General features: G+C 39.9%; 22 protein-coding genes and 2 pseudogenes. 16 read left to right on the top strand and 8 right to left on the bottom strand.

Annotated elements, in window-relative coordinates:
* Positions 1 to 152: 152 nt before the first annotated feature.
* Complete coding sequence (locus DPV81_RS06610; RefSeq protein ID WP_111387410.1) at positions 153 to 1,943, bottom strand: ABC transporter ATP-binding protein/permease; 1,791 nt, start codon at positions 1,941 to 1,943, stop codon at positions 153 to 155.
* A gap of 165 nt (positions 1,944 to 2,108) precedes the next feature.
* Here DPV81_RS06610 and DPV81_RS06605 point away from each other — a divergent pair, with 165 nt between their 5' ends.
* The 10 genes from DPV81_RS06605 to lipA all read left to right on the top strand — a co-directional run bounded on the left by DPV81_RS06605 (position 2,109) and on the right by lipA (position 12,012).
* Complete coding sequence (locus DPV81_RS06605) at positions 2,109 to 3,761, top strand: putative transporter (protein ID WP_111387408.1); 1,653 nt, start codon at positions 2,109 to 2,111, stop codon at positions 3,759 to 3,761.
* Between the two features lie 153 nt (positions 3,762 to 3,914).
* Positions 3,915 to 4,223, top strand: coding sequence for a ribosome silencing factor (gene rsfS / locus DPV81_RS06600; protein WP_049367137.1), 309 nt, complete (start codon positions 3,915 to 3,917; stop codon positions 4,221 to 4,223).
* A gap of 39 nt (positions 4,224 to 4,262) precedes the next feature.
* Positions 4,263 to 4,730, top strand: coding sequence for a 23S rRNA (pseudouridine(1915)-N(3))-methyltransferase RlmH (gene rlmH / locus DPV81_RS06595; protein ID WP_005695494.1), 468 nt, complete (start codon positions 4,263 to 4,265; stop codon positions 4,728 to 4,730).
* Between the two features lie 15 nt (positions 4,731 to 4,745).
* A complete protein-coding gene (gene mrdA / locus DPV81_RS06590) occupies positions 4,746 to 6,722 on the top strand; it encodes a penicillin-binding protein 2 (protein WP_111387406.1) in 1,977 nt (658 codons plus the stop codon).
* The gene (rodA, locus tag DPV81_RS06585) at positions 6,722 to 7,837 is read left to right on the top strand and encodes a rod shape-determining protein RodA (RefSeq protein ID WP_049364923.1); all 1,116 of its coding nucleotides are present in this window, start codon (positions 6,722 to 6,724) and stop codon (positions 7,835 to 7,837) included. Before mrdA ends, rodA begins: the two co-directional genes overlap by 1 nt.
* Before the next feature lie 53 nt (positions 7,838 to 7,890).
* Complete coding sequence (locus DPV81_RS06580) at positions 7,891 to 8,751, top strand: septal ring lytic transglycosylase RlpA family protein (protein WP_005699977.1); 861 nt, start codon at positions 7,891 to 7,893, stop codon at positions 8,749 to 8,751.
* 18 nt (positions 8,752 to 8,769) lie between these two features.
* Complete coding sequence (locus tag DPV81_RS06575; protein ID WP_049369508.1) at positions 8,770 to 9,957, top strand: D-alanyl-D-alanine carboxypeptidase family protein; 1,188 nt, start codon at positions 8,770 to 8,772, stop codon at positions 9,955 to 9,957.
* 108 nt (positions 9,958 to 10,065) lie between these two features.
* Positions 10,066 to 10,344 carry a DUF493 family protein YbeD gene (gene ybeD, locus DPV81_RS06570; RefSeq protein ID WP_049369509.1) on the top strand — a complete coding sequence of 93 codons (279 nt, stop codon included), beginning with the start codon at positions 10,066 to 10,068 and terminating at the stop codon, positions 10,342 to 10,344.
* A gap of 1 nt (position 10,345) precedes the next feature.
* The gene (gene lipB, locus DPV81_RS06565) at positions 10,346 to 10,987 is read left to right on the top strand and encodes a lipoyl(octanoyl) transferase LipB (protein WP_111387404.1); all 642 of its coding nucleotides are present in this window, start codon (positions 10,346 to 10,348) and stop codon (positions 10,985 to 10,987) included.
* A 62-nt stretch (positions 10,988 to 11,049) separates the two neighbouring features.
* Complete coding sequence (lipA, locus tag DPV81_RS06560; protein ID WP_049369511.1) at positions 11,050 to 12,012, top strand: lipoyl synthase; 963 nt, start codon at positions 11,050 to 11,052, stop codon at positions 12,010 to 12,012.
* 70 nt (positions 12,013 to 12,082) lie between these two features.
* On the opposite strand, the gene DPV81_RS06555 is transcribed toward lipA, so the two are convergent.
* The 4 genes from DPV81_RS06555 to galE all read right to left on the bottom strand — a co-directional run bounded on the left by DPV81_RS06555 (position 12,083) and on the right by galE (position 17,319).
* Complete coding sequence (locus tag DPV81_RS06555) at positions 12,083 to 14,107, bottom strand: hypothetical protein (protein ID WP_111387402.1); 2,025 nt, start codon at positions 14,105 to 14,107, stop codon at positions 12,083 to 12,085.
* Between the two features lie 97 nt (positions 14,108 to 14,204).
* Positions 14,205 to 14,849, bottom strand: coding sequence for an adenylate kinase (adk, locus tag DPV81_RS06550; RefSeq protein ID WP_005695482.1), 645 nt, complete (start codon positions 14,847 to 14,849; stop codon positions 14,205 to 14,207).
* Positions 14,850 to 14,947: 98 nt separating this feature from the next.
* On the bottom strand, positions 14,948 to 16,222 hold the full coding sequence (locus DPV81_RS06545; protein WP_111387400.1) for an MFS transporter: 1,275 nt from the start codon (positions 16,220 to 16,222) through the stop codon (positions 14,948 to 14,950).
* An 80-nt stretch (positions 16,223 to 16,302) separates the two neighbouring features.
* Positions 16,303 to 17,319 (bottom strand): UDP-glucose 4-epimerase GalE, encoded by a 1,017-nt coding sequence (gene galE / locus DPV81_RS06540; protein ID WP_111387398.1) that lies wholly within the window; start codon positions 17,317 to 17,319, stop codon positions 16,303 to 16,305.
* A 204-nt stretch (positions 17,320 to 17,523) separates the two neighbouring features.
* Between galE and DPV81_RS06535 the strand changes: the two genes are divergently transcribed.
* A complete protein-coding gene (locus tag DPV81_RS06535; RefSeq protein ID WP_111387396.1) occupies positions 17,524 to 20,757 on the top strand; it encodes a S8 family serine peptidase in 3,234 nt (1,077 codons plus the stop codon).
* Between the two features lie 157 nt (positions 20,758 to 20,914).
* Here the strand turns inward: DPV81_RS06535 and DPV81_RS06530 are convergent, their stop codons facing one another.
* From DPV81_RS06530 to DPV81_RS06520, 3 genes are read right to left on the bottom strand one after another with little or no spacing between them, the layout of a single operon-like run.
* Positions 20,915 to 21,451, bottom strand: coding sequence for an ankyrin repeat domain-containing protein (locus tag DPV81_RS06530; protein ID WP_049364913.1), 537 nt, complete (start codon positions 21,449 to 21,451; stop codon positions 20,915 to 20,917).
* On the bottom strand, positions 21,452 to 21,853 hold the full coding sequence (locus DPV81_RS06525) for a GH-E family nuclease (protein WP_133252926.1): 402 nt from the start codon (positions 21,851 to 21,853) through the stop codon (positions 21,452 to 21,454).
* Positions 21,822 to 22,352 (bottom strand): inorganic diphosphatase, encoded by a 531-nt coding sequence (locus DPV81_RS06520; protein WP_005695476.1) that lies wholly within the window; start codon positions 22,350 to 22,352, stop codon positions 21,822 to 21,824. The genes DPV81_RS06525 and DPV81_RS06520 overlap by 32 nt, the downstream gene beginning before the upstream one ends.
* 197 nt (positions 22,353 to 22,549) lie before the next feature.
* Between DPV81_RS06520 and DPV81_RS06515 the strand changes: the two genes are divergently transcribed.
* From DPV81_RS06515 to DPV81_RS06495, 5 genes and pseudogenes are all read left to right on the top strand, one after another.
* Entirely contained in the window at positions 22,550 to 23,866 is a 1,317-nt protein-coding gene (locus tag DPV81_RS06515; RefSeq protein WP_005695475.1) for an NCS2 family permease, read from the top strand.
* Between the two features lie 179 nt (positions 23,867 to 24,045).
* Complete coding sequence (gene trhP / locus DPV81_RS06510; protein ID WP_005695474.1) at positions 24,046 to 25,425, top strand: prephenate-dependent tRNA uridine(34) hydroxylase TrhP; 1,380 nt, start codon at positions 24,046 to 24,048, stop codon at positions 25,423 to 25,425.
* 304 nt (positions 25,426 to 25,729) lie between these two features.
* Positions 25,730 to 26,157, top strand: a pseudogene (locus DPV81_RS09555) (DEAD/DEAH box helicase family protein); the annotation flags it as partial.
* A gap of 46 nt (positions 26,158 to 26,203) precedes the next feature.
* Positions 26,204 to 26,413 (top strand): annotated as a pseudogene (locus DPV81_RS06500) (Mor transcription activator family protein); the annotation flags it as partial.
* A gap of 135 nt (positions 26,414 to 26,548) precedes the next feature.
* A complete protein-coding gene (locus DPV81_RS06495; RefSeq protein WP_111387388.1) occupies positions 26,549 to 26,905 on the top strand; it encodes a helix-turn-helix domain-containing protein in 357 nt (118 codons plus the stop codon).
* The last annotated feature ends 34 nt before the right edge of the window (positions 26,906 to 26,939 follow it).

The raw sequence follows: 26,939 nt of genomic DNA, 5'->3' as shown, positions 1-26,939 counted from the left end.
TGGTGAAAAATCACTCATTTCTGAGCATAGAAAAAAATTGTGCTAAATGTACCAAAAAATCGAGCTTGATAACAGGATTTTTTGCCTTGATCCTCTACACTTACCTCGCTATTTTTTCTAACAAGGTAAGTGCGGTCAATTTTAGTGGCGTTTTATGCCTGATTTCGGTCTGTGAATCGCCACTTACCGTTACCTAAAATCATCAATTGTTGCTGATGAAAAGCCTGCAAGGTTGAACGATGTCCCACGCTAATAACCGTTGTATGAGGTAGGCGTTCTTTTAACAGACGATACATAGAATCTTCTAAGCCTTCATCCATACTCGCAGTGGCCTCATCCAAGAAAGCGACGCTTGGTTTATGTAATAACAAACGAGCAAAAGCTAAACGTTGTTGTTCACCAAGAGAAAGGATACGTGTCCAATCTTGCTCTTGTTCTAAACGATCTTCTAAATGCCCTAAAGACACTTGTTTTAATACCTCAATCATCTCATCACGATTAAAGGCCTTTTCTTCATTCGGATAAGCCAGCGCAGTCAATAAGCTGCCTTGTGGTAAATAAGGTTTTTGCGATAAGAAAAGCTGATGGGTAGGACAATACACATCCCCTTCAGAATAAGCCCAAAGCCCTGCCACTGTTCTCAACAACGTAGTTTTACCCACGCCTGAATTACCTTGAATTAATAGAGTTGAACCTTGTAGCAACGTCAAATTTAAATTCTCAATTAAGGTTTTTCCAAATGGATTACTGATGCTTAAATTCTTAAAGATCACGTCAGTTTCATGTTCGTGTAAATGAGAAGTAGATTGACGATTTGCCATATCAATCGCATAACTAAAGCCTGTTAAACGATCTAATGTGGCTTTATATCCGGCAAAACCATCGTAAGAATTACGGAAGAACGAAAGATTTGAATGCAATTTACCAAATACTTGTAGCGTTTGCATCAGATCGCCGAGTTTAATTTGCTTCTCAAAATAACGCCCCACTTGAATGAGTAAAGGGAACACCACGGAAGCTTGGCTTACTACTAGGTTAAAACCAGAGAATTTTAAGGTTCGATAAACAATATCCCACATGTTATTGATCACTGCGCCAAATTGTTTATAAAGTTGGCTACTCTCAACTTTCTCACCCGCATAAAATGCCACACTTTCCGCATATTCTTTGATGCGAATTAAAGAATAACGATAGTTAGCGTTTAAGCGTTCGTTGACAAAATTCAACATAATTAACGGACGCCCTAAACGGAATGCAATCGCGGTAGTGATAATCACATAAGCAAATACCAAGAACACTATCATGCGTGGAATTTCAGTACCAAATACCATCATTGGTCCCGCTAATCCCCACAATAAGATCGTATAAGAAATCATGGAGGTGACGGCATCAATCACTCCAGTACTTAAAGAGAGCGTAGTTCGCACATAGGATTGCACATCTTGTTGAATACGTTGATCCGGGTTATCTAAGTTAGCGGAAACATACTGCGTTTTATAGTACGCGCGATTATTCATCCATTTATCCACTAGCTGACCATTCAACCATTCAATCCAATCAATAGAAAAACGTTGTTCTAAATAGTAGCTAAGCAATGCGGCAATGACTGAGCTTGTCGCAATCACACAAAACAGTACCATTTGATCCCAAAATACAGGTTCATTAAATTCCTGCAAGGATGTGTACATATTGTTATACCACTCGGAATGCACCAAGCTAATACGCACGCTAACTAATGTCATCGCCACAATTAACAAGAAAAATAACAAAGGTTTAATACTTCGGCGTGGTGAAAGATACCCACCCGCGAATTGCCAAAATTGTTTCCCCCAATGGGTAAAACGGACTAATAAGAAAATACCAAAGCTAAACACCACAGCCGTCATCGCTAATGTTTTTGCTATCCATAAAAGCGAATTAATGGCTTCTTGAGCGTAATCCATAATCAACCTATAAAATCAAAAAAGTGCGGTCATTTTAGGCGGTGTTTATTTTTAAGCAAGAAAAAATGTGATGGAGATAACATTTTTTGACTTTGTCACAAGCAGGTAAGAAATCAAGTTGATATAATCCAAAATAGTTAAATTTTTAATAAATTAGAGGTCGGTATGAGTGAAACTGCGATTACCATTAGTTTGCTTGCCCTCGTTGCCGTGATTGGCCTATGGATCGGGCATTTTAAAATTAAAGGTGTAGGTCTGGGTATTGGGGGCGTGCTATTTGGTGGGATTTTAGTTGCCCATTTTACCACCCAATATGGCATTAAATTAGATAGCCATACATTACATTTCGTGCAAGAGTTCGGCTTAATTCTGTTTGTTTATACGATTGGTATTCAAGTGGGGCCTGGCTTTTTTGCTTCCTTACGACAATCAGGCTTAACCTTAAATGGGTTAGGCATTTTAATCGTTGCACTGGGTGCAGTGGTGACAATTCTCATTTATAAGCTTGCGGATATTCCTCTTGATGTCGCGCTTGGTATTTACTCCGGTGCGGTAACCAATACCCCATCTCTCGGTGCGGGTCAGCAAATTCTTTCTGAATTAGGTATGTCGCAAACGACGTCTAACATGGGGATGGCCTATGCAATGGCTTATCCTTTTGGAATTTGTGGTATTTTACTTTCTATGTGGCTTATTCGTCTTTTCTTTAAAATTAAAGTGGATGAAGAAGCAGCAAATTTTGAAAAAGAAAGTGGTCATGACAAAGAAGCACTCAAAAGCATGTCTCTGAAAGTCACCAATACTAATCTCAATGGTATCCATTTGATTGAAATTCCAGGTTTTGATGATGAAGATGTCGTCTGCTCTCGCTTGAAACGAGGTGAGCTTGTTATTGTGCCGAAAGCAGATACCGATGTTCAACTTGGGGATATTTTACATTTGGTCGGCAATCCTGAAGGCTTGAAAAAAATGCACCTTATCATTGGGGAAGAAGTTGATATCCCGGTAGCAAGCTTGAGTGGCGAAATTCGTTCTGAGCGAGTGGTCGTCACCAATGAAAAAGTACTCGGAAAACAAATTCGTCATCTTGGTATTCATCAAAAATATGGTGTAGTCATTTCGCGTTTAAACCGTGCAGGTGTGGAATTGGTGCCAACTGCCCATACTACCCTTCAATTTGGTGACGTATTGCACATGGTTGGTAAAACCGACATTCTAAACCAAGCCATTTCAGTTATTGGTAACGCGAAACAAAAACTACTTCAAGTTCAAATGTTACCAGTGTTTATTGGGATTGGCTTAGGGGTATTACTCGGCTCCATTCCTTTCTATATTCCAGGTTTCCCTGTGGCATTAAAATTAGGGCTAGCAGGAGGACCGTTAGTCGTCGCATTGATCTTGGCTCGGATTGGGTCTATCGGAAAACTCTACTGGTTTATGCCGCCGAGTGCGAACTTGGCATTGCGCGAAATTGGTATTGTGCTCTTCCTTGCTGTAGTCGGTTTAAAATCTGGCGGTAGCTTTGTGGACACACTCACCAATGGTTCCGGTCTTGAATGGATGGGCTACGGTATTTTCATCACTCTTGTACCATTAATGATTGTAGGTATCATTGCACGTTTATATGTAAAATTAAATTATCTTTCTCTTTGTGGCCTGTTAGCTGGTTCGATGACGGATCCTCCTGCGCTTGCTTTCGCCAATGAACTGAAAGAAGGAAGCGGTGCCGCAGCACTCTCCTATGCGACAGTCTATCCGCTCACCATGTTCTTACGGATCATTTCACCGCAATTGTTAGCAATTCTTTTATGGGTTTAATACCCTTTCAAACTTGGGGCAGAATAACTGCCCCAAGTTTTATTACTAAGCAGCATTACGACCATAAAACAATTCAAATAAAATCGGCCCCAAGCCTACCCCTTTCCCTCATTCAATGATAGAATTCATCGCTTTATTTAGATAGGAAAAGAAATGTCATTAGTTGAATTTGTAATTGATAAACTCGATGATTTAAAAGGCACCGAAATTGTGCATTTTGATGTAAAAGGCAAATCATCGATTACTGAAAATATGATTATTTGTACCGGTACATCTAGCCGCCAAGTCGCCGCTATGGCCGATAACCTTATCGCAGAATGTAAAAAAGCCGGTTATGAAACCTTTGGTGAAGAAGGTCGTAATACCGCAGATTGGATCGTGGTTGATCTCGGTCAAACCATCGTTCACATTATGCAGCGCGATGCACGTGAAATGTATCAATTAGAAAAACTTTGGGCATAAAGTGCGGTCAATTTTGACGGTGTTTTGAAAGGGAAAAGGATGAAAATTACATTAATTGCAGTGGGAACGAAAATGCCGGCTTGGGTTACCACCGGATTTGAAGAATACCAACGTCGTTTTCCTAAAGACATGCCTTTTGAACTCATTGAAATCCCTGCAGGCAAGCGTGGAAAAAATGCGGATATTAAACGCATCTTAGAGCAAGAAGGCAAAGCGATGCTCGCAGCTTGCGGAAAAGGCAAAGTAGTCACATTAGATATCCCAGGCAAACCTTGGACAACACCACAACTTGCTGAGCAATTAGAGGGTTGGAAAAATGATGGTCGTGATGTGTGCTTACTCATTGGCGGACCTGAAGGTTTATCCCCTGAATGCAAAGCGGCAGCAGAACAAAGTTGGTCACTGTCACCACTCACACTGCCCCATCCATTAGTGCGTGTTGTCGTGGCAGAAAGTTTATACCGTGCGTGGTCACTGACGACAAACCACCCCTATCACAGAGAATAACGTATTACATTACCGATGAATTTAAAAAAATTCTTTTCTGCACCAACCAATGAACCGATCCGCGATAAAAAAGCGGAACGGAACTTGTTTGCGCGTCGGACATTGGTGGCATTCATCGGTATTTTAGCCCTAAGTGGCGTGCTATTTGCCAATATTTACCATCTTCAGGTGGTGAATTACGACATGTACCAAACTCGCTCTAATGGTAACCGTATTAAATTGCTTCCGCTTCCTCCTACTCGCGGATTAATTTACGACCGTTACGGCGAATTACTGGCAGAAAACCTCACCTTTTTTGGTTTATATATTGTGCCGGAAAAAACGGAAAATTTAGACCGCACTTTTGAAGAATTGCGCTATATAGTGGGACTCACTGATGAAGACATTGAGCATTTCAAAAAAGAGCGTCGTCGTGGTACACGCTATACGCCGATCTTACTCAAACCTAGCTTAACGGAAGAGCAAATTGCTCGTTTTGCAGTAAACCAGTATAAATATCCAAGCCTTGATGTACGTCCTTATTTCAAACGAAATTACCTATATGGCGAAGCCATGACTCATATTTTAGGTTATGTTGGACGCATTAATGACCGAGATGTGGAGCGCCTAAAAAAAGAAGAAAAATTTGCTAACTATTCTGGTTCTACGGACATGGGGAAACTGGGTATTGAACGTTATTACGAAGAACAACTCCATGGTACAACCGGTTTCGAAGAGGTTGAAATTAATAATCGTGGGAAAGTTATTCGTAAACTACGTGAACAACCCGCCACCGCGGGTAAAAGTATTCATCTGACTATCGATTTTACCCTTCAGCGTTATATTATGTCCTTACTTTCAGGACAAAAAGGCGCTGTTGTTGTGCTCGATCCGAAAGATAACAGCGTATTAGCGATGGTTTCAACACCAAGTTATGACAATAATTTATTCGTCGATGGCATTTCTTCTAGTGATTATAAACGTTTACTCGAAGACCCTACTCGACCACTTTACAGTCGTGCAACACAAGGTGTGTACCCGCCTGCCTCTACTGTAAAACCATTCGTTGCTGTTGCGGCATTAACTGAAGGGGTGATTACGCCTAATACCACGATTTTTGACCCAGGCTACTGGACATTGCCAAACTCAACAAAACGTTTCCGAGATTGGAAAAAAACAGGGCATGGTTATACGGATTTAAACAAGGCCATTACTGAATCATCGGATACCTTCTTCTATCAAACCGCCTTTAATTTAGGTATTGATCGTTTCTCCATGTGGATGAAACGTTTTGGGTTTGGTATGCCAACAGGTATTGAAATTCAAGAAGAAGCCACGGCCAATATGCCGAGTAAAGAATGGAAACAAAAACGTTATAAAAAACCTTGGGTACAGGGCGATACAATCTCAGTGGGTATTGGTCAGGGGTATTGGACAGCCACACCATTACAAGTGGCAAAAGCAACCTCTATTGTGGTCAATAACGGTAAAATTCATACGCCACATTTAATGAAATCAGTTGAAGGCGCCACCATTGAACCGTATCAAGACCCGCTTTTATATGAAGATATTACCGACCCGAAACAAGCTTATTGGGATGCGGCTAAGCGCGGGATGTTCAATGTGGTAAACTCAGGTGCAGGGACAGGACGAAAAGCCTTTATCGGCACGAATTACCATGTAGCAGGAAAATCCGGTACCGCACAGGTATTCAGCTTAAAGGAAAACCAAAAATATAATGCAGCGGGATTGAAAAAAGAATTACATGACCATGCTTGGTTTACGGCTTATGCGCCTTATGAAGATCCGAAATTAGTTGTGACGATTATTTTAGAAAACGCGGGTGGTGGTTCAAGTAATGCAGCACCAATTGCACGTCAAATTATGGATTTCTATTTGAATAAACGCTTGCCACAAATTGAACGTCAAGAAAATGCTGAAAAAGAGAAAAAGACGAACCAAACTGATTTAGATGCGCCAGCACTAGAATCTCAACCAAGTGAGAATGAATAATGGAAGAAAAAGTGCCTTTATGCTTGCGATTATGGCAACGCTTACATATTGATTTTTTATTATTTATTGGATTAGCCGCTATTACAGCTTATGGCATGCTTGTGCTTTATAGTGCATCAGGCGCCAGTGAAGTCATGTTCCAAAATCGTATTATTCAGGTCATATTAGGTTTTGCCGTGATGATGATTATGGCGCAACTTCCCCCTAAATTTTATCAGCGACTCGCCCCTTACTTATATTTGGTGGGTTTTATCATGCTGATTTTGGTTGATGCTATCGGTACAACCAGTAAAGGGGCACAACGTTGGTTAGATCTTGGATTTATTCGCTTTCAGCCTTCTGAAATTGTCAAACTCGCGGTACCATTAATGGTTGCGGTATATTTAGGTAACCGTCCGCTACCACCGAAAATGAGTGAAACCTTTATTGCTATCGCCATGATTATTGTGCCAACTTTACTTGTGGCTATTCAACCAGACTTAGGTACATCAATTCTGGTTAGTGCATCGGGCTTATTCGTGGTATTCTTAGCAGGGATGAGTTGGTGGCTTATTCTTGCTGCAGTAGTTGGATTAGCAGCATTTATTCCTATCATGTGGATGTATTTAATGCATGACTACCAACGCATGCGTGTATTAACCTTACTTGACCCCGAGAAAGATCCACTTGGGGCAGGTTACCATATTTTGCAATCCAAAATTGCTATCGGTTCAGGCGGTATATCTGGCAAAGGATGGATGCAAGGGACACAATCCCAATTAGAATTTTTGCCTGAACCACACACTGATTTTATTTTTGCCGTGATGAGTGAAGAACATGGAATGGTCGGTTTTCTTATTCTGATGGCAATTTATTTGTTTATTATTATCCGTGGCTTAATAATTGCGGTAAATGCAGAAACCTCTTTCGGGCGTATTCTTGCTGGTGCAACCACACTGATATTCTTCGTTTATGTCTTCGTGAATATTGGTATGGTGAGTGGCATTTTGCCTGTTGTAGGGGTGCCTTTACCACTCTTTAGCTACGGCGGTACCTCATATGTCGCCATCATGGCAAGCTTTGGTTTAGTGATGTCCATTCATACTCATAAACCTCGCTTTATGAAAGGGAACTAATTTCCCTTTTGGCTTTCTTATGAAGAGCACCGATAATCTTGAAAGTAATAAGTATGACATTAAAAAACATCTTAAAAACGACCGCACTTTTCACCTTGATAAGCAGCTCAAGTTTCTCTGCTTTTGCCGATACGCAAAAAATGTATGGTATTCAAGGGGATTCGCTGTCGATTACCACGACCGTTCAAGCGCCACAGAGCTATGAAGTGAATGGTAAAACATACACTACACAAGGCGATGAAGCGAAATCCTATTCAAAAGAAGGAACGGCAAGCTATTATCACCATAAATTTAATGGTCGTAAAACAGCTAATGGTGAACGCTATGATTCAGCACTTTTCACTGCCGCACATAAAACCTTACCTTTGAATTCTTATGCGGTTGTTACAAACTTACATAACAATCGCAAGGTGATTGTGCGAATTAATGATCGTGGTCCGTTTAGTGAGAAACGTATCATTGACTTATCTCATTCTGCCGCAAAAGAATTAGGCCTTATTGCTCGTGGTACAGGGCAAGTAAGAATTGAAGCTTTACATGTGGATCACAAAGGTCAAATTTCAGGTGCGGGAGCAAAAACGCTTGCCAAGCATGCTAAAACGCAAGAAGCCAGTGAGCGTTTAGTCGTCAATAAAAATAGCGAAAAAAAAAATCAAAACTTAGACAGCACAAACGATGCAAAAACTGTTTTCAAGCTAAAACTACTAGCGCTGTCGTCAAAAAGCCAAGCAGAAAGCATCATCACAAAACTCGCGTTAGATGACATCAAAACGGAAATTAACCAAAATGGGCAAAACTATGAAATCCATTTTGGCCCATTAGCGGATCAAGCGGATATTAATCAATTAAAAACAAAATTACAAAAAACGATCAATGGGCAACCCGTAATCGTTTATACTTATAAAAACCAATAAGCTATTAAAGGAAATGCTATGTTAAAACAATCTGCAAAATTGAAAAAAATTGTACTCTTCTCGGGATTAATAGCAGCGTCAACATTTGCTGCCGCTGAAGATATTCAATACGGTATCGCAGTACCGGAAGTGAATGCGCAAACTTATGTTTTAATGGATTACAATTCTGGTGCGGTACTTGCATCACTTAACCCAGACCAACGTCAATACCCTGCTTCATTAACAAAAATGATGACTAGCTACGTAGTTGGTGCAGCATTAAAACAAGGTAAAATCCATAATGAAGATATGGTGACAATTAGCGAAAGCGCTTGGGGTAGAAATTTCCCTGATTCGTCAAAAATGTTCTTAAATTTAAATCAACAAGTGTCAGTGGGTGATTTAAACAAAGGGATTATCATTGTTTCTGGTAATGATGCCTGCGTTGCTGTAGCTGAACATATTTCGGGTACCGTGGCTAACTTCGTTGATACCATGAATAAATATGTTCAACAATTTGGCTTAAAAAATACTAACTTCACCACACCACATGGTTTAGACGATCCAAACCAATATTCAACTGCACGTGATATGGCGATTATTGGTGCACATATCATTCGTGATTTACCGGAAGAATATAAAATCTACGCAGAAAAAGATTTTACTTTCAACAAAATCAAACAACCTAACCGTAATGGCTTATTATGGGATAAAACCATTAACGTTGATGGTATGAAAACCGGACACACAAGCCAAGCAGGTTATAACCTTGTCGCATCAGCAACAAGTCCAAACAATATGCGTTTAATTTCTGTTGTAATGGGTGTACCAACCTATAAAGGCCGTGAAGTAGAAAGTAAAAAACTCTTACAATGGGGTTTTGCTAACTTTGAAACCTTAAAAACTCAAAAAGCAGGTGAAGAAATTTCAAAACAATCTGTTTACTACGGTGATAAAGGTGACGTTAAACTTGGTGTATTAGAAGATGGTTTTATCACTGTGCCAAAAGGTAAACAAACTGACTTAAAAGCACGTTATGAATTAGATAACAAATACTTACAAGCACCTTTAGCAAAAGGTCAAGTGGTGGGTAAAATCGTTTATCAATTAGATGGCAAAGATGTCGCTACCGTAAATCTTCAAGCATTAGAAGATGTACAAGAAGGCGGCTTCTTAGGTAAAGGTTGGGACTGGTTAGTGTTAACAGTTAAAGGATTATTTGACTAAACACCTTGAAAATTAACCGCACTTCCCCATTTATATCACATCAATAAATTCGTAAGGTGTGTGAATTTAGCTGATTCACGCACCTTATTCTTAAATTAAGGAAACAACATGGCAACCGAAAACGATTATGAAAAACTAAAAGAAGTAATGGAATTCCCCGCTGCAATGACATTTAAAGTCGCAGGTGTTAACCGTGAAGGTTTAGCGCAAGACATCGTAGCAGTGATACAAAAATATTTACCGGGTGATTATATTCCAAAGGAAAAACGCAGTAGTAAAGGCACGTATAATTCAGTTTCGATTGATATCGTCGCGCAAAACTTTGAGCAAGTAGAAACCCTTTACAAAGAACTTGCAAAAGTTGAAGGCGTCAAAATGGTTCTCTAAGATGAGCAATACTGATTTAATTGTCCGTCAATTAGGATTACAAGATTATCAGGAAATCTGGCATAAAATGCAGGAATTCACGGATAATCGAAATGCAGAAACCACCGATGAAATTTGGCTAGTTGAGCATCATCCTGTTTTCACACAAGGCCAAGCTGGCAAACCGGAACACTTATTACAACGCAGTGATATTCCTGTTGTACAATCGGATCGTGGTGGTCAAATTACCTACCATGGTCCTGGTCAGCAGGTCATGTATGTGCTCATTGATATTAAACGTCATGAACATTTAAATGTTCGCCAATTAGTGACTGCACTTGAACAATCTGTTGTAAAAAACCTTGCAGACTATGGTATTGAAGGTTATCCCAAACCCGATGCACCTGGTGTGTATATTGATGGCAAAAAAATCTGTTCATTAGGTTTACGCATTCGAAAAGGCTGCTCTTTCCATGGGCTTGCGTTTAATATCAATATGGATCTCAATCCTTTCCACTACATTAATCCTTGCGGCTATGCAGGGCTTGAAATGTGTCAGCTTGCTGATTTTATCGGTAAAGAAGAGGCAACACTTGACAAGGTTTCCCCAAAATTAATTAAACACTTTGCCGAACTTTTGGGCTATAATGTTACAAATTTATAACATTCACTTTTATAACACATTTAAAAATGCCTGAATCAGGCATTTTTCTTTAGGAAAGAACAATGTCAACGCCTTTTAAAATGGAACGCGGTGTGAAATACCGTGATGCAGCCAAAACATCAATTATCCCTGTTAAAAACATCGATCCTAATCAAGAATTATTGAAAAAGCCGGAATGGATGAAAATCAAATTGCCGTCTAGCTCATTAAAGATCGAGACCATCAAAAACGGGATGCGTCGTCATGGGCTACATTCTGTCTGCGAAGAAGCGTCTTGTCCAAATTTACACGAGTGCTTTAACCATGGTACAGCAACCTTCATGATTTTAGGGGCGATTTGTACTCGTCGTTGCCCTTTCTGTGACGTTGCACATGGTAAACCATTACCACCCGATCCGGATGAACCACGTAAATTAGCTGAAACTATCCAAGATATGAAGTTGAAATATGTGGTGATTACCTCTGTAGACCGTGATGATTTACCTGATCGTGGTGCAGGTCATTTTGCTGAATGTGTAAAAGAAGTGCGTGCATTAAACCCTGGCATCAAAATTGAGATTTTGGTTCCTGATTTCCGAGGACGTATTACTCAAGCCTTAGAAAAATTAAAAGACAATCCACCAGATGTGTTCAACCACAACTTGGAAAATGTGCCACGTTTGTATAAAGAAATTCGTCCGGGCGCTGATTATCAGTGGTCCTTAAAATTACTTCATGATTTCAAAGAAATGTTCCCAAACATCCCAACGAAATCAGGTTTAATGGTTGGATTGGGTGAAACCAATGAGGAAATTCTTCAAGTGATGGAAGACTTACGTGCAAACGGCGTAACCATGCTTACACTGGGTCAATATCTCCAACCAAGTCGCCATCACTTACCGGTTGCACGCTATGTGCCACCAGCCGAATTTGATGGGTTCCGTGATAAAGCCAACGCAATGGGCTTTGAACACGCGGCCTGTGGCCCATTTGTTCGCTCTTCCTACCATGCTGATTTACAAGCAAGTGGTGGATTAGTAAAGTAATCAAAAACAGCTAAAAAAATGACCGCACTTTGAATCGCAAGTGCGGTCATTTCTTATATTATCCTTTCAACTAGTCAGTTGCTGCTGGCTTCTCTTCTTCGCCCTCATCACTCTCCATCATGCTTTCTTGACGAAGATCTTCAAGCGTACGACCATTAATTAAGTAGCCATTTTCTGTTTTTTCCACTCTAGAAACGTAATTATCACCTTCTTCTACAAATTCTCGGTGAAGTTTTCCATCATGTTTCACAAAACTACTTAAATATTGCCAAAAGTATGAGTTTTCCTTAATGGCTAAGGCTTTTTCATTTTGATCATCAAACAACATTTTACTTAATGTCAGATTAAATGTGCCTTCAATATTATCTGGAATCATGTCTGATGACTCATCTTCGGGCACTTGAGGCACAATACCACTCACTTCCAATTTAACTGGATAAGCATTGGTCTCAGGATAAGTATTTAGATTTAAATTCAACGTTGCATTATCAACGATTAAATCAAGCTCTTTCCAAGAGTTTTTAATGTACTTATCAAATGTGGCAGACGTTAAATGCGTGCTGCATAAGGCCCCATAAAACGGTGCTGAGCAAAATCTTGCTGATAAATGCGCTTTGCTGTGATTAATTTTAAATGGTGCATCAACCGCTAATTTTTCAAATTGGAACCCTGCACTTGGGTAACTCGCTTTATTCGCAGACAATGTGATATGTTCATTATATTGATCATTGTCTAGTGTTTCCGTCTTATCACTGGCTGATACGTCATCAAGCACTAAATCGGCCATATTAAATGATTTTAAGGCTACCTCAATATTCGTCTTGCCACTAAATTCTTTCACCCATTTATCTTTGGCATTCAAGAAGTCTTTATTGTCTTTTGATGGTGCCTCTTTCTCCGCAAAAGCATCTAATAAAAACGGTACAAACGCTAATTCGTTTGCCACGTTGTAATCATCTAACTGAATATTAACTTTACCGCCTTTAGCTTCCCATTTACGCTCGTCATCGGCAGGGGTTTGTTTCACACTATCAACATTCAGTTTAAAATCTACATTAGCCTTGGTTAAATCCGTATTCGCCAACTTAAGTTCAAGACCGGCATTTTGTAAGTTAAAGTAAGGTTGATTATTTTTAGGCACATTGACAGAAAGCACGGATAACGAACCATCAAAACGATCGTTTTGTGTAAAAATTTTCGTTAACAAATTAACGCCATCTTTAATGTCTAGGGAGCCATCACTTAATTTTTTAAATTCATGATGAAAATTGACCGCACTTGGCACGCCATTTTGTTTAATCAATAAATTCAAACCACCCGCTGTCGCTTGGCTTTCTTCTGTCGTACGGCTTTTATTGGCAATGCGTAAAATATCACTACTGAATTTCGTACTCAGATCACGCTTATCTGCTTCGCCTGGTTTTACGTCAAAATGATACGTCGCATTTTTCATATAAACATGGGTATTTTCCCCGTTTAACAACGCTACTTCGGCATTTTTCGCGGTTAAGTCAATACTTGATAGGTCGTATTGATTTGCACCAACTGGTACGAGACGAGCTTCACCTTCAATTTGTTCCAATTTAGTGTCTTTATCGTAATTAAAACCGCTTAGAGCTGTTTTTAGTTCAACCTCTTTATTTTTTAAGAAATGAAGACCGATAGAAAGGTTTTGGGACTTATTCGCAAAATCACGGAACTCCGTCAAAATATCAGACTGTAAATAATCCCCTACCGGCGAAAATTTACTATTAATCGTGTTTTTATCAATCGTGATATTTAATGTTTTATTTAATTGACGAACTAATTGATCTGATAACTGAGACTCCGCTGTAATGAAGAAAGGTAGCGCGGTGAGCTTAGTTGAAATCACATTTGTGCTTTTCGCATCGCTATCTTTTACACTAAAGATCAACTCACGAATAAAAAAGTTTTTCGCAGTTTGCGTCACATTTAAGGTTGCTTGGTTATCCAAAGAATAAGGGAAATTTTTTAACACCTGATCGATTTTATGATTGGTGTAAAATTGTGCGCCGATCCCAAGTGCCACTGCGATAGCCGAAATCGTCAATGCTATTGTTCTTTTCTTGCTCATAATGTCCCCAAATACGATCTCAATTTACGATCTCAAAATCCTTTTGAAAAATTAACCGCACTTTAATCTTCAAAGTGCGGTCAGTTTCCAGTCTATTTTAGCCTAAGATTTTATCTAACTCTTGACTTACAGCTTCCACTTTTTGAGTACCATCTAAACGGAAATATTGAGTGTTACCTGCTTTTGCTTCAGCTTGGTAATAATCAATTAATGGACTGGTTTGTTTGTGGTAAACCGCTAAACGATCTAACACCGTTTCTGGTTTATCATCCGCACGGATAATTAAATCTTCACCCGTTACATCATCTTTACCTTCCACTTTTGGTGGATTGTAAACGATATGATAAGAACGACCTGACGCTTGGTGTACACGACGACCACTCATACGTTCAACGATCACTTCATCCGGTACATCAAACTCTAAAACGTAGTCAATTTTCACGCCAGAATCTTTTAATGCATCTGCTTGTGGAATCGTACGTGGGAAACCATCTAATAAGAAACCATTTGCACAATCTGGTTGAGAAATACGATCTTTTACTAATGCCACGGTTAATTCATCCGGTACTAATTTCCCTTCATCCATTAATGCTTTTGCTTGTTTGCCTAATTCTGTCCCTGCTTTAATCGCTGCACGGAACATGTCCCCTGTTGAAATTTGTGGGATGCCAAACTTGTTCATAATAAATTGTGCTTGTGTGCCTTTTCCTGCACCAGGTGCACCTAAAAGAATAATTTTCATACAAATCTCCAATAAATAATAGACCCGTTTAAAATACCGTTAAAGCCTTGTTTGGTCAAATGATTTTACTGTAAATTTTGACCGCACTTTATTTTATTTTAAGCTTTTTTATTTCCTTTTTCATTCCACGGAGCAACCCAGAATAAACAAATCATTCCTGGGATAGCGAGGAATAAACAAATCCAGAAAAAATGATAGTAGCCCACTGCTTTAACCAAGTAACCCGATAACATACCAAGCCCTTTACTTGGTAAAGCAGAAAGGCTGGTAAATAAAGCTAATTGAGTGGCTGTATAAAGCGGATTCGTTTCGCGAGCCATAAAGGCGACAAAGGCGGCGGTACCAAGACCGACACCGATATATTCACCCGCAATAACGAAACCTAATTTCCAAAGTTCTGCTGCACCGATATGGTCAAAATGCCCAAATGCAGCTAACCAAATAAATCCACCAATAGTAATCAATTGGATAAAACCAAATACCCATAATGCGCGGTTAATCCCTAAACGCAGCATGATCACGCCACCCACGAGACCGGCAGAGATACTCGCCCAAAGTGAAGTACTTTTTACCACCAACGCAATATGCTCTTTCTCAAAGCCCATGTCATAGACGAATTTCGTTTGTAACGTAGTGGCAAATGAATCACCAAATTTATACAAGAACAAAAAGAGTAAAAAACCAATCGCTTGGGCGACACCTTTACGTTGGAAGAATTCTTTTAACGGTATCCAAAACACCATATAGAAAGGTTGATCACGATCGACCTGTGCAATCTGCGGTTCTTTTGCTAAAAAGAGCGTCATAAATATGCCCGCTAGCATACAAAGTGCGGTCAATAAAAAGACGGTTTCCCATGGATAAATTGTCGCTAAATAAAGCGAGAGCCCACCAGGTATTAAGCCCGCAACGCGATAAGCATTAATGTGGATGGTGTTCCCCAATCCTAATTCATTATCCGTTAAAATCTCACGACGGTAAGCATCGAGCACAATATCTTGTGTCGCTGAGAAAAAGGCAATGAATGTGGCAATTTTAGCCACCGTACTTAATTCTGCCACTGGATCAAACTGACTTATCGCATAAAGGGAAATCAGCAAAATCACTTGAGAAATCAATAACCAACTACGACGACGACCTAAAAAATGCGGGAAATAGCGGTCTAATAACGGCGCCCATAAAAACTTCAAACCATATGGCACCATCACTCCTGTCAATGCACCGATTAATTCAACGGAAAGCCCTTTATCGGTCAACCATACAGGCAGCATTTGCAATAACACGAAAAGTGGTAAACCCGAACTAAATCCAGTGAAAACACAGATCAGCATTTTGCGGGTAAATATTTGACTAGAAAGGGATTGTTCTGACATAAAGTGCGGTTATTTTTGAGCGTGTTTTATCTGATTAAAATATTAAGGGCGGAATGATGCTCCGCCCAACAATGATGAGATTAATCTCGATATCCTTTCGGATTATTTTTTTGCCAATTCCAGGTGTCTTTCATCATTTGCTCAAGACCACGTTCTGCTGTCCAATTTAACTCTTTTGCTGCAAGACTTGGATCGGAATAGCATGTTGCAATATCGCCTGGACGACGTGCAACAAGACGATATGGAATTTTAATATTGTTCGCTTGTTCAAACGCTTTCACCATATCAAGCACAGAATAACCGGTACCGGTACCTAAGTTATAAATGTGTAAACCTGCATCATTTTCATGGCGATTTAATGCTTTTAAGTGACCAATCGCTAAATCCACCACGTGAATATAATCACGTACACCTGTGCCGTCATGAGTATCATAATCGCTACCAAATACCGAAAGTTGCGGTAATTTACCGATCGCAACTTGGCTGATGTAAGGCAATAGGTTATTTGGAATACCATTTGGATCTTCACCAATCAAACCGCTTGCGTGAGCGCCCACTGGGTTGAAATAACGTAAGATCGTCATACTAAATTGTGGTTCAGCTTTCGCTACATCGGTCAGAATTTGTTCTACCATGTATTTAGAGGTACCGTAAGGGTTGGTTGTCCCACCCACTTTGCAATCTTCTGTAATTGGAATAATTTCCGGATCGCCATAAACCGTTGCAGATGAACTAAATACAAAGTTCCACACACCTGCTTTTTTCATTTCTTGAATGAGAACAATCGTGCCTGCGACGTTATTCATGTAGTATTCAGCGGGTTTCTGGACACTTTCACCCACGGCTTTTAAACCCGCAAAATGGATGACCGATTGAATACTGTTTTCAGCAAAGATTTTTTGTAATAAAGCACGATCTAAAATATCGCCCTCATAAAATTTCACGTCTTTGCCCGTGATTTTTTTTACGCGTTCTAAAGATTTTGGGGATGAATTGCATAAATTATCCAATACCACCACTTCTTTATTTGCATTTAATAATTCCACTACAGTGTGTGAACCGATATAGCCTGCGCCACCCGTTACTAAAATAGCCATGAGTTACTCCTTAATCATTTTGTTCGCAAATTATAACATTGATTTCTACGATACATAAATTTATCCCCTCTTTTGACCGCACTTTGGTGTGATCGTTGTCACAGAATAAACATTTTTCTCTGGAATTTTGATTTGAGTCATTGAAGCGCTTCGCGATGAGGCGAATAATAGCCTGCGAAAATCGAAAAGATAAAGGAAGACAACATGAAACCTCAAACACTTCAAAAAACTGCACTCGCACTACTTGTTGGTTGGTATGCTGCTAATGCAGCAGCTTATTCTGAACAAGGCCAAGCCGGTAATACAAAAAGTTGGGAAAGCACTGAATACCTCAAAGACTGGGGCTTAACCTCAATGAATGCCTCCACAGCTTATGCCCTAGGCTTTAATGGTTCAGGCGTAAAAATCGGCGTGATGGATTCAGGTGTGCTATTAAACCACCCTGAATTTCAAGACGGTCGAATCCACGTTGTAAAAACGGAGGGGACTTATAGTAAAGATGGCATGCGTTATCCCGATGCATCGGTGGGAAATGGTCCAATTAATAAAAATGAACCGGTAAAAAACGGCAAACGCAATTTTGATAAAACGGATAATGGCATCTTCACTAAAGGTGAAGCCTTCAATATTGACGGTGCATGGCATAAATATACCAATGATGCACACGGTACGCACGTTGGCGGGACAATGGCGGCAAGCCGTGACGGCAATGAAATGCACGGTGTGGCTTTCGGTGCTAACCTCTATTCTGCCAATACTGGTGGTAACGACAACATGACCTATGGTCCAAACCAAGACTATGATTTCTTCTTACAAGGCTACTCTGCCCTAGCGGATGCCGGTGCCAAAGTAATTAATAACAGTTGGGGTTCAAACCGTCGTGTCAATTCATCCTTTGCCAGTGCCTTAGGCTATAAACCCAAATATGATTGGCGTAATGTGCCTGAATATGGCGTGCAATATTATGATGTACCAAAAGCACCTGATCCAATTTCCAGTCCTGCAGCACATATTTATTTAAGTAATTTAGGCGAAGCTGAAAAAGCTTATTATCAATTTGTCACCAATGGTGAGAAAAACTTTGTTGATGCGGCTTATGAAGTGGCAAAAAATAAACAAGTGATTCAAGTCTTTACAGCGGGTAACCGTAGTATGATGGCTGAGTCCTTTACACGTGCGATGTTGCCTTATTTCAGACCGGATGCAGAAAAATACTGGGTAAACGTCACTGGGCAAGTGGGTGGTGAAGGCTATCCAAATGATTCAAATGACGATGTGAGTGATGAAAAAGCAGGTGCAGATATTCAAGAATTTAACCTCGCAGGCCATTCAAAATGGTGGACGATTGCAGCGCCATCCGCCAACATCTATTCCTCCTACATTCAATTACAAGACAACAATACTTATGGTGACCCTATTTACAAATCAGCCGGTGGTACTTCAATGGCTGCCCCACACGTAAGTGGTGCATTAGGTGTCATCTTTTCTCGCTATCCATACATGACAACCGATCAAGCTCGCGATGTTATGCTCACCACAGCAAGACAAACCACACTTCGCAAAGGGCTTGAAGGTAAACCGTTAGAACGTTGGGAAACTGAACAAGGTGTACCAAGTAACGTTTGGGGTTGGGGAATTTTAGATCTTGGCAAAGCGATGTTTGGCCCGGGTCAATTCTTAGGAAACATGAAAATCAACCTCAATCAAAATGATGTTTGGTCAAATGATATTAGCGATAAAGCCATCAAAGCACGTCAAGTCGAAGATCAAGCTGAAGCCGCGACTTGGGCTACACGCAAAGCAGAATTACAAGCATTAATGCAAAATCGTGCAGGCGCGACAGCTGAAGAAAAAGCGGAATATCAAGTCGGTTTAGCGCGTGAAGCCGCTCGTAATGAACGTGCCGCACAAGGTTATGTTGGTGCATTAACTAAAAATGGTTCTGGTACCTTAACCCTCACCGGTAATAACAGCTTCACCGGTGAAATTACTGTGAATGAAGGTCAGCTTTCAGGGTTAAATCAATCCCTTGGTTCGGCACAACAAGTCATCGTAAAACAAGGTGCAACATTGGAAGTGTTACCGAAAGCGGAAGTCACTAAACCAAGTGAGAATGGATTTGTTACTGAAACCTTAACCAGCACCGCGAAAACAGTCACTGCTACAGTGGAAAAAGGTGGTCGTTTCTTACTGAATAATGGTATTGCTAACGTCAATGCCACCTTTGCAGACGGTTCTGTTTTAGTGCCAAATAAATTTGATGAAGAAATTCTGCCTCAATTACAAAAAGATCCACAAAGAGCGGTATCTGTGCAAGGTACTGGCTCATTTGTGGGGGCTGAAAATGCGGTAGTTGAAACACCTCGCAATTATGATTTCTTTGCGGTTAAAAATGAAAGTAATGCAAATACGTTGAAAGTAACCGTTCAGAAAAAAGCCCTTTCATCTGCAGCAACGACTGAAAATGAAGTGGCTATCGCTAATGCCTTAGATGCAGCAACAAACAGTACGGCTTACCAAAGCCTTATTTGGGGAACAAAAGAGAATGCTCGACAAGCTTTTGCTCGTTTAAGCTATGATGAAGATCTCGCGGCTCAACAACACAATGTGTTAAATGGCTTATTGCTTCGTCAGCAACTTGCCCAACCAGGTGCAGTAAGAGCGCAACTTAATACCGGCACACAAATTTGGACAAGTGGCACCTTCACTCACTTCAACACGGATAGTTTAAGCAGCCACGCATACAATCAACTTGTGGGTATTGATGCAACCATTGATACAAACAAACATTTAGGTGTATTTGTTGGTTCAACACAAAATAGCCACAAAATTGACCGCACTTCGAAAGATCGTGCTGTGCATTTAGGCTTAACAGCTGAACATCGTTTCAACGTGTTAACACCGAAAATTGGCTTTATTCAAAGCTGGGGTAAACATGAACAACGCGCTGAATTTGCACAAGGAGTGAAAAGCCATAGCCAAACACAAAATGTCTTTGCTGAACTTGCTTACACTGGCTTAAAAGGCGAACATTTTGCGATTGAACCTTATGCCGGCGTAAGCTATATGCATATCAAAAATAAAGGTGTGACAAAAGGCGAAGTGCAGTTAACAGACAACAATCGTGATTTAATCGTCACCTCTGCAGGTTTACGTCCATCCATTCCATTTGCAATCGGTGGCGTTCAATTAAACTTATTAGGTGATGTAGCTTATCATCGTTTCCACAAAGATAAAGCCGCTGAAGGTAGCTTGGTTATCAATAATCAAGGTGTAGCAAATCTTTATGGTAAAGAATTGAAAAATGTCGTCACGACAGGTGTTGCATTACAAGCGCAGTTCACACCAGCATTTAGCGTAAAAGTCGGCTATCAAGGTGCTTATAACCACGATACAAAAGCGAATAATGTTAATGCGGAATTACGTTTCTCATTTTAACGATATTCAATAAGACAAAAAGTGCGGTCAGTTTTTAAGAGGTTTTAAAACTCTTTGAAAATTGACCGCACTTGATATTTCCATTTTTCCAATCTACTTGTAAATAATTAAAAATGAGCTTTATATAGCACACCTTTAAATTTATTCCCAAAGTAAATTAAATTCCCTTTTTGGAATACTTTTCCATTAACTCAATCACTGGTTTAAATTTAGGATCTTGTGAACGATATTTTTTGATCCCTTCTAAAATACCATGCTGTCCAGTAAAGAAATCTACATCTCCCCCGTTATCTAGCATTAATTGAAGCAAATCCAGTCTTTCAGGGAAACCATTAATATAGGATAAAGGTGTAATTCCTCTTTCATTTGGTAAATTAGGGTTTGCACCAGCCTTAAGTAACGCTATCGCAGCATCAATATTTTTACTTCTTAACGCATAATGCAAAGGAGTCATTCCGTATATATCTTGAACATTAATATCTATACCCTTATTAATTAGATAATTAATAACCTCAGAGGATGGTTTATTTGACTCAAATCCTAATAAGGCTTTATGCAACCAATTCCAATGCTCTACAGGAGTTACTTCCATGATATTTCTTTCCTTATTTTGAAAAAGCTCTTCCAATAAAGTTAAATCACCAGAATCCATTGCATCTAAAATTTTTATGCCCATCTCTAACTTATTATTCATTTATTTTCCCCTTTCAAAGTTTTTCATATCACGAACAATTCGTTCAATATCATCTTTACCAGGCATCTCATTTCTATGACTACGATTTTCAGAACGATTCTCTAGCCTAAAAATGTTGGGTCTTGAATTTACGTAATCATTAAATTCCTGTCTTGTTAAACCCAATTGTTTAGCAGCCTCTTCTAATCTTCTATGCTCCCATTCTGGAATATGCCCTATATCAAATGGACCATTCACTATTTCACCTGTTTCTTTATGAAGTAATACATTATCTGAAACCTGCTCATATTGCGAAAGAATATTTTTCTTATAGTGAATATAAAAACAAAAGGCATCAATCTGATGCCTTTTTAATTCATTAACATGAAAATTAACGTTCATTCCAACGTTTGATTGATTCACGAATCACTTCTTTCGCTTCTTCTACATCGCCCCAGTGAGTCACTTTCGTTGAACCTGGTTTTTTCAATGCTTTGTAGTTGTTGAAGTGGAATTCAATTTGTTTGATTAATTGCGCAGGTACATCTGCAAGGCTGTTGTATGCATTACCGGTATCGCGGTCATCCGCTGGCACACAAACGATTTTATCGTCCACTTCACCATCATCAACGAATTTCATCACACCGATTACTTTTGCTTCGAGGAATACACCTGTTGCAAGTGGTTGGCGAGTTAATAATAAAACGTCTAACTCATCGCCATCTTCGTCTAAAGTTTGCGGAATGAAACCATAGTTAGTTGGTTTTGCGAAGATCGCTGGCTCAACACGGTCTAATTGGAACGCTGCAACTTTACGGTTCCATTCGATTTTGTGGCAGCTACCTTCTGGAATTTCATTTACCACATTGATAATGCCGGCATCTACATCGCCTGGCGTTAAAATTTGATTAAAATCAGCCATTGTTTTTCCTTTTTTGATTACGTTAAAAACTTACAGAGTATAGCAGTTTTTAGCCGATAAAAAAATATGCGAAAAACATCCTCAAAAGCGACCGCACTTTCTCATCTAACTTCTATAAAACAATTACGCAAACGTTTACTTTTAAATGATTTACTATAAAATAGCACATCTTTTTGATTATTAACCTAGGGGACTTTATGTCAAGTTTAGAAAAAACCTTTGAACTCAGTAAACGCGGTTCAACGGTTCGTCAAGAAATCATCGCAGGTTTAACCACCTTCTTAGCCATGGTGTATTCCGTGATTGTTGTGCCTAAAATGCTTGGTGATGCAGGCTTTCCGGCAGAATCTGTCTTTATCGCAACCTGTTTAGTCGCGGGACTTGGATCGATTTTAATCGGCTTTTGGGCAAATGCGCCAATGGCGATCGGTTGTGCCATTTCATTAACTGCTTTTACCGCATTTAGCTTAGTAATTGGTCAACATGTTTCTATTCCTGTGGCATTAGGTGCTGTATTCCTCATGGGTTTGGTGTTTACCTTAATTTCTGCAACAGGTATTCGTTCATGGATCTTACGTAACCTGCCATCAAGTATCGCGCATGGTGCAGGGATCGGGATCGGCTTATTCTTACTTTTAATCGCCGCAAATGGCGTAGGCTTAGTGGTCGGCAACCAAGCGGGTCTACCGGTTAAATTAGGCGATTTCACCTCTTTCCCTGTAATGATGTCTTTAATCGGCCTAGCATTCATTATCGGCTTAGAAAAAATGAAAGTGAAAGGCGGAATTTTATGGGTCATCATCGCAATTACTATCGTTGGTTTAATCTTCGATCCAAACGTAACATTCAATGGCCAAATCTTCAAAATGCCAACCTTTGGTGAAAACTCACTTTTCTTACAATTAGATCTCCAAGGTGCATTACAACCTGCCATTTTACCAATTGTCTTTGCTTTAGTGATGACGGCGGTATTTGATGCAACAGGTACTATTCGTGCTGTGGCAGGTCAAGCTGACTTATTAGACAAAGACGGACAAATCATCAACGGTGGTAAAGCCTTAACCTCTGACTCCGTAAGTAGCTTATTCTCAGGTTTATTCGGTACTGCACCAGCCGCCGTTTATATCGAATCTGCAGCAGGTACAGCCGCAGGTGGTAAAACAGGTATCACCGCTATCGTCGTCGGTGTATTATTCTTATTAATGTTATTCTTCCAACCACTTGCCTTCTTAGTGCCAGGTTATGCAACTGCACCGGCGTTAATGTATGTGGGCTTATTAATGCTAAGCAATGTAAGCAAATTAGACTTCGATGATTTCGTGGGCGCAATGAGCGGCTTAGTTTGCGCGGTATTCATCGTGTTAACGGCAAACATCGTAACCGGTATCATGCTTGGTTTTGCCGCATTAGTAATCGGTCGCATCGTAAGTGGCGACGTGAAAAAACTCAACATCGGCACAATTATCATCGCTGTTGTACTTGTCGCATTCTATGCTGGCGGCTGGGCGATTTAATTAAAGCTCATCATGATAAGGCGGACGAATGGTTCGCCTTTTTTATTTTTAACCTAAAAAACAATCAAAAATCCAACCGCACTTTTACTTTACAAATCCCTAAATCCGCCTAAAATACAGGCCTTTAATACGGCTTGCCAAAAGCAAGCTACTGACCTGAAATCAGACAAGAGAACATTATGACAACCCCATTTAAACCTGAATTACTCTCCCCTGCGGGCTCCCTTAAAAATATGCGCTACGCCTTCGCGTATGGCGCAGATGCCGTTTATGCAGGCCAACCACGTTATAGCTTACGTGTACGCAACAATGAATTTAATCACGCCAATTTAAAAATCGGGATTGATGAAGCCCATGCACTTGGCAAAAAATTCTATGTGGTCGTAAACATTGCACCGCATAACTCCAAACTCAAAACCTTTATCAAAGATTTACAACCTGTGATCGACATGGGCCCTGATGCCTTAATTATGTCTGATCCAGGCTTAATCATGTTGGTGCGTGAAAACTTCCCGGATATTGACATTCACCTTTCTGTACAAGCGAATGCGGTAAACTGGGCAACCGTAAAATTCTGGAAACAAATGGGATTAACTCGTGTGATTTTATCGCGCGAATTGTCCATCGAAGAAATCGCTGAAATTCGCCAACACGTGCCTGATATCGAACTCGAAATTTTCGTACACGGTGCGTTATGTATGGCGTATTCTGGCCGCTGCTTGCTTTCTGGCTATATCAACAAACGCGACCCAAACCAAGGTACTTGCACGAATGCTTGCCGTTGGGAATACAAAATGGAAGAAGGCACCACAGATGAAGTAGGCAATATCGTGCCGAAAATCGATCCCGCTCAACAAATCGAAGTGAAAAATGTGGCACCAACCTTGGGTGAAGGTGCAGTAACGGATAAAGTTTTCCTTTACACCGAATCACAAAAGCCTGATGAACAAATGACGGCGTTTGAAGATGAACACGGCACTTACTTTATGAACTCAAAAGATCTACGTGCAGTACAACACGTGGAAAAATTGACCGCACTTGGTGTGCATTCTTTAAAAATCGAAGGCCGTACTAAATCATTCTATTACTGTGCAAGAACCGCACAAGTTTACCGCAAAGCCATTGATGATGCGGCAGCAGGCAAACCATTTGATGAAAGCTTAATGGATACCTTGGAATCCCTTGCTCATCGTGGTTATACCGAAGGTTTCTTACGTCGCCATACGCACGATGAATACCAAAATTACGAATACGGCTACTCTATCTCTGAACGCCAACAATTTGTCGGTGAATTTACCGGTAAACGTAATGAACAAGGTATGGCTGAAGTAGCGGTGAAAAATAAATTCTTGCTTGGTGATGAGGTCGAAATGATGACCCCACAAGGCAACATCGTCTTTAAAATTGAAAAAATGCTCAATCGCAAAAACGAAAATGTGGAAGCCGCACTTGGCGATGGCCATTTTGTATTTTTAGATGTGCCACAAGACATCCAACTTGATTATGCATTGTTGATGCGTAATTTGGTCAACACCAACACGCGCAATCCACACAATTAACTTGTTAAAAAATTGTTGCATTTGTTAATAGGTGTACTATAATACACTCCATACCTGATTTGTTAATTCAACAACTCATAGTATGACTCCAAATATTTTGCCCTTTCACCTTTTTGATAGGGCTTTTTTTATGCCTTAAAAACACACTCCAAAATCATATAAAACACTCCATTCTTAAAATTAATTAACTTCATATTTTTTTATGAAAAAATATATAAACTAATGAGCATTGATATAAAAATAAAGTTAGGGGGACATTAAGCAATAATCATTAAAAGTAATCATAAATATAAAGGATTATTTTATGTTTGTGAAACTCTCCTACTACGCCCATTCCGCGCAAGATAAACTCGGCAATCTCTTGCCTTACGAACATTGGCAAACCTTGCAAAGCCATTCAGTCAATGTTGGTGAAATGGTGGCGGAGTTTGTCGGGTATTCGGTGCTCAGGAAATTGCCTGCCAGACGGGAAAGCTTCACGATTTAGGGAAATATTCGGAAGCCTTTAACCGTCTGCGCAGTGAAATTCTCGATCATACTGTAGAACAAGCGGCACAACCACATGGATTGTTCACGCTCACCATACCAACGAGCGGCGGCAAAACCTTCACTTCCACTTCCATGGCTTTCACGCTGTAGCACGCCAAACGGCAAGGTATGCGGCGCGTAATTTATGTCATTCCGTTCACTAGCATAATCGAACAAAATGCCGCCGAATTCCGCAAAGCTTTTGACAAAACAAATTGTCATGGAAGTCGCCGGGCATATTGCGTAAATCTGGGGCGGTGAAGTAATTTACATCCCACGTAACCTGATTTTGTTGTTAAGCGAACGTGACCGCAAGATTTTCAATGAATTCAACGGCACAAACCACCGCGAACTAGCACGCAAATACAACGTATCCATGCAGTGGATTTACCAAATTGTGAAGCGTGTCACAAAAGAAGAAATCGCCCGACGGCAGTTTGATATGTTTGGGGAGAAATAACCGCTAAAAGTGAGAAAACGTCCGAAAGGGCGTTTTTTTTGAACATAAGCGTTGACAAAAATTAATCCGTAGGTTAAATTAAACCTCAAGGTTAACTTTTAATATTCAGTTAACACACTACATAAGGAGAAAACTATGAAAAAAACCAACTTCGGAGAATTTATAAGGGGGTATCGTCGCGCCAATAAGATCCTATTAAAACAAATGGCAGATGCTTTGGGCTTTAGTTCTGCATTTATGTCATCCATTGAAAATGGAAATAAACCAATTCCGCAAGGTATTGAGCAAAAGCTTGTAAATAGTTTTAGCTTTTCAGATCAGGACAAAGAGCGCTTATTTGAATCAGTTGATACCACAAGAACACAAAGCACAATTACAATCCCGCAAAACTCATTAGATCAAATGATTGTTGGGGCATTTTGTCGGAATTTCAATGAACTCGATGATACTAAAAAACAAGAATTATTAAATTTATTAAAAGGAGTCAAATAGTGAGTTCAATTTTTTATAACGAGGGGTTTTCGGT

The sequence above is a fragment of the Haemophilus parainfluenzae genome (genome assembly GCF_003252795.1).
Classification (GTDB): domain Bacteria; phylum Pseudomonadota; class Gammaproteobacteria; order Enterobacterales; family Pasteurellaceae; genus Haemophilus_D; species Haemophilus_D parainfluenzae_K.
Note: the sequence above shows the minus strand (reverse complement) of the source record. Positions and strands in the feature narration are given on the sequence as shown.

Bases quoted from the DNA above. Each gene is read 5' to 3' on its own strand.
- DPV81_RS06610 (WP_111387410.1), bottom strand. From the start codon at position 1,943: ATGGATTACGCTCAAGAAGCCATTAATTCGCTTTTATGGATAGCAAAA.
- DPV81_RS06605 (WP_111387408.1), top strand. From the start codon at position 2,109: ATGAGTGAAACTGCGATTACCATTAGTTTGCTTGCCCTCGTTGCCGTG.
- rsfS (WP_049367137.1), top strand. From the start codon at position 3,915: ATGTCATTAGTTGAATTTGTAATTGATAAACTCGATGATTTAAAAGGC.
- rlmH (WP_005695494.1), top strand. From the start codon at position 4,263: ATGAAAATTACATTAATTGCAGTGGGAACGAAAATGCCGGCTTGGGTT.
- mrdA (WP_111387406.1), top strand. From the start codon at position 4,746: ATGAATTTAAAAAAATTCTTTTCTGCACCAACCAATGAACCGATCCGC.
- rodA (WP_049364923.1), top strand. From the start codon at position 6,722: ATGGAAGAAAAAGTGCCTTTATGCTTGCGATTATGGCAACGCTTACAT.
- DPV81_RS06580 (WP_005699977.1), top strand. From the start codon at position 7,891: ATGACATTAAAAAACATCTTAAAAACGACCGCACTTTTCACCTTGATA.
- DPV81_RS06575 (WP_049369508.1), top strand. From the start codon at position 8,770: ATGTTAAAACAATCTGCAAAATTGAAAAAAATTGTACTCTTCTCGGGA.
- ybeD (WP_049369509.1), top strand. From the start codon at position 10,066: ATGGCAACCGAAAACGATTATGAAAAACTAAAAGAAGTAATGGAATTC.
- lipB (WP_111387404.1), top strand. From the start codon at position 10,346: ATGAGCAATACTGATTTAATTGTCCGTCAATTAGGATTACAAGATTAT.
- lipA (WP_049369511.1), top strand. From the start codon at position 11,050: ATGTCAACGCCTTTTAAAATGGAACGCGGTGTGAAATACCGTGATGCA.
- DPV81_RS06555 (WP_111387402.1), bottom strand. From the start codon at position 14,107: ATGAGCAAGAAAAGAACAATAGCATTGACGATTTCGGCTATCGCAGTG.
- adk (WP_005695482.1), bottom strand. From the start codon at position 14,849: ATGAAAATTATTCTTTTAGGTGCACCTGGTGCAGGAAAAGGCACACAA.
- DPV81_RS06545 (WP_111387400.1), bottom strand. From the start codon at position 16,222: ATGTCAGAACAATCCCTTTCTAGTCAAATATTTACCCGCAAAATGCTG.
- galE (WP_111387398.1), bottom strand. From the start codon at position 17,319: ATGGCTATTTTAGTAACGGGTGGCGCAGGCTATATCGGTTCACACACT.
- DPV81_RS06535 (WP_111387396.1), top strand. From the start codon at position 17,524: ATGAAACCTCAAACACTTCAAAAAACTGCACTCGCACTACTTGTTGGT.
- DPV81_RS06530 (WP_049364913.1), bottom strand. From the start codon at position 21,451: ATGAATAATAAGTTAGAGATGGGCATAAAAATTTTAGATGCAATGGAT.
- DPV81_RS06520 (WP_005695476.1), bottom strand. From the start codon at position 22,352: ATGGCTGATTTTAATCAAATTTTAACGCCAGGCGATGTAGATGCCGGC.
- DPV81_RS06515 (WP_005695475.1), top strand. From the start codon at position 22,550: ATGTCAAGTTTAGAAAAAACCTTTGAACTCAGTAAACGCGGTTCAACG.
- trhP (WP_005695474.1), top strand. From the start codon at position 24,046: ATGACAACCCCATTTAAACCTGAATTACTCTCCCCTGCGGGCTCCCTT.
- DPV81_RS06495 (WP_111387388.1), top strand. From the start codon at position 26,549: ATGAAAAAAACCAACTTCGGAGAATTTATAAGGGGGTATCGTCGCGCC.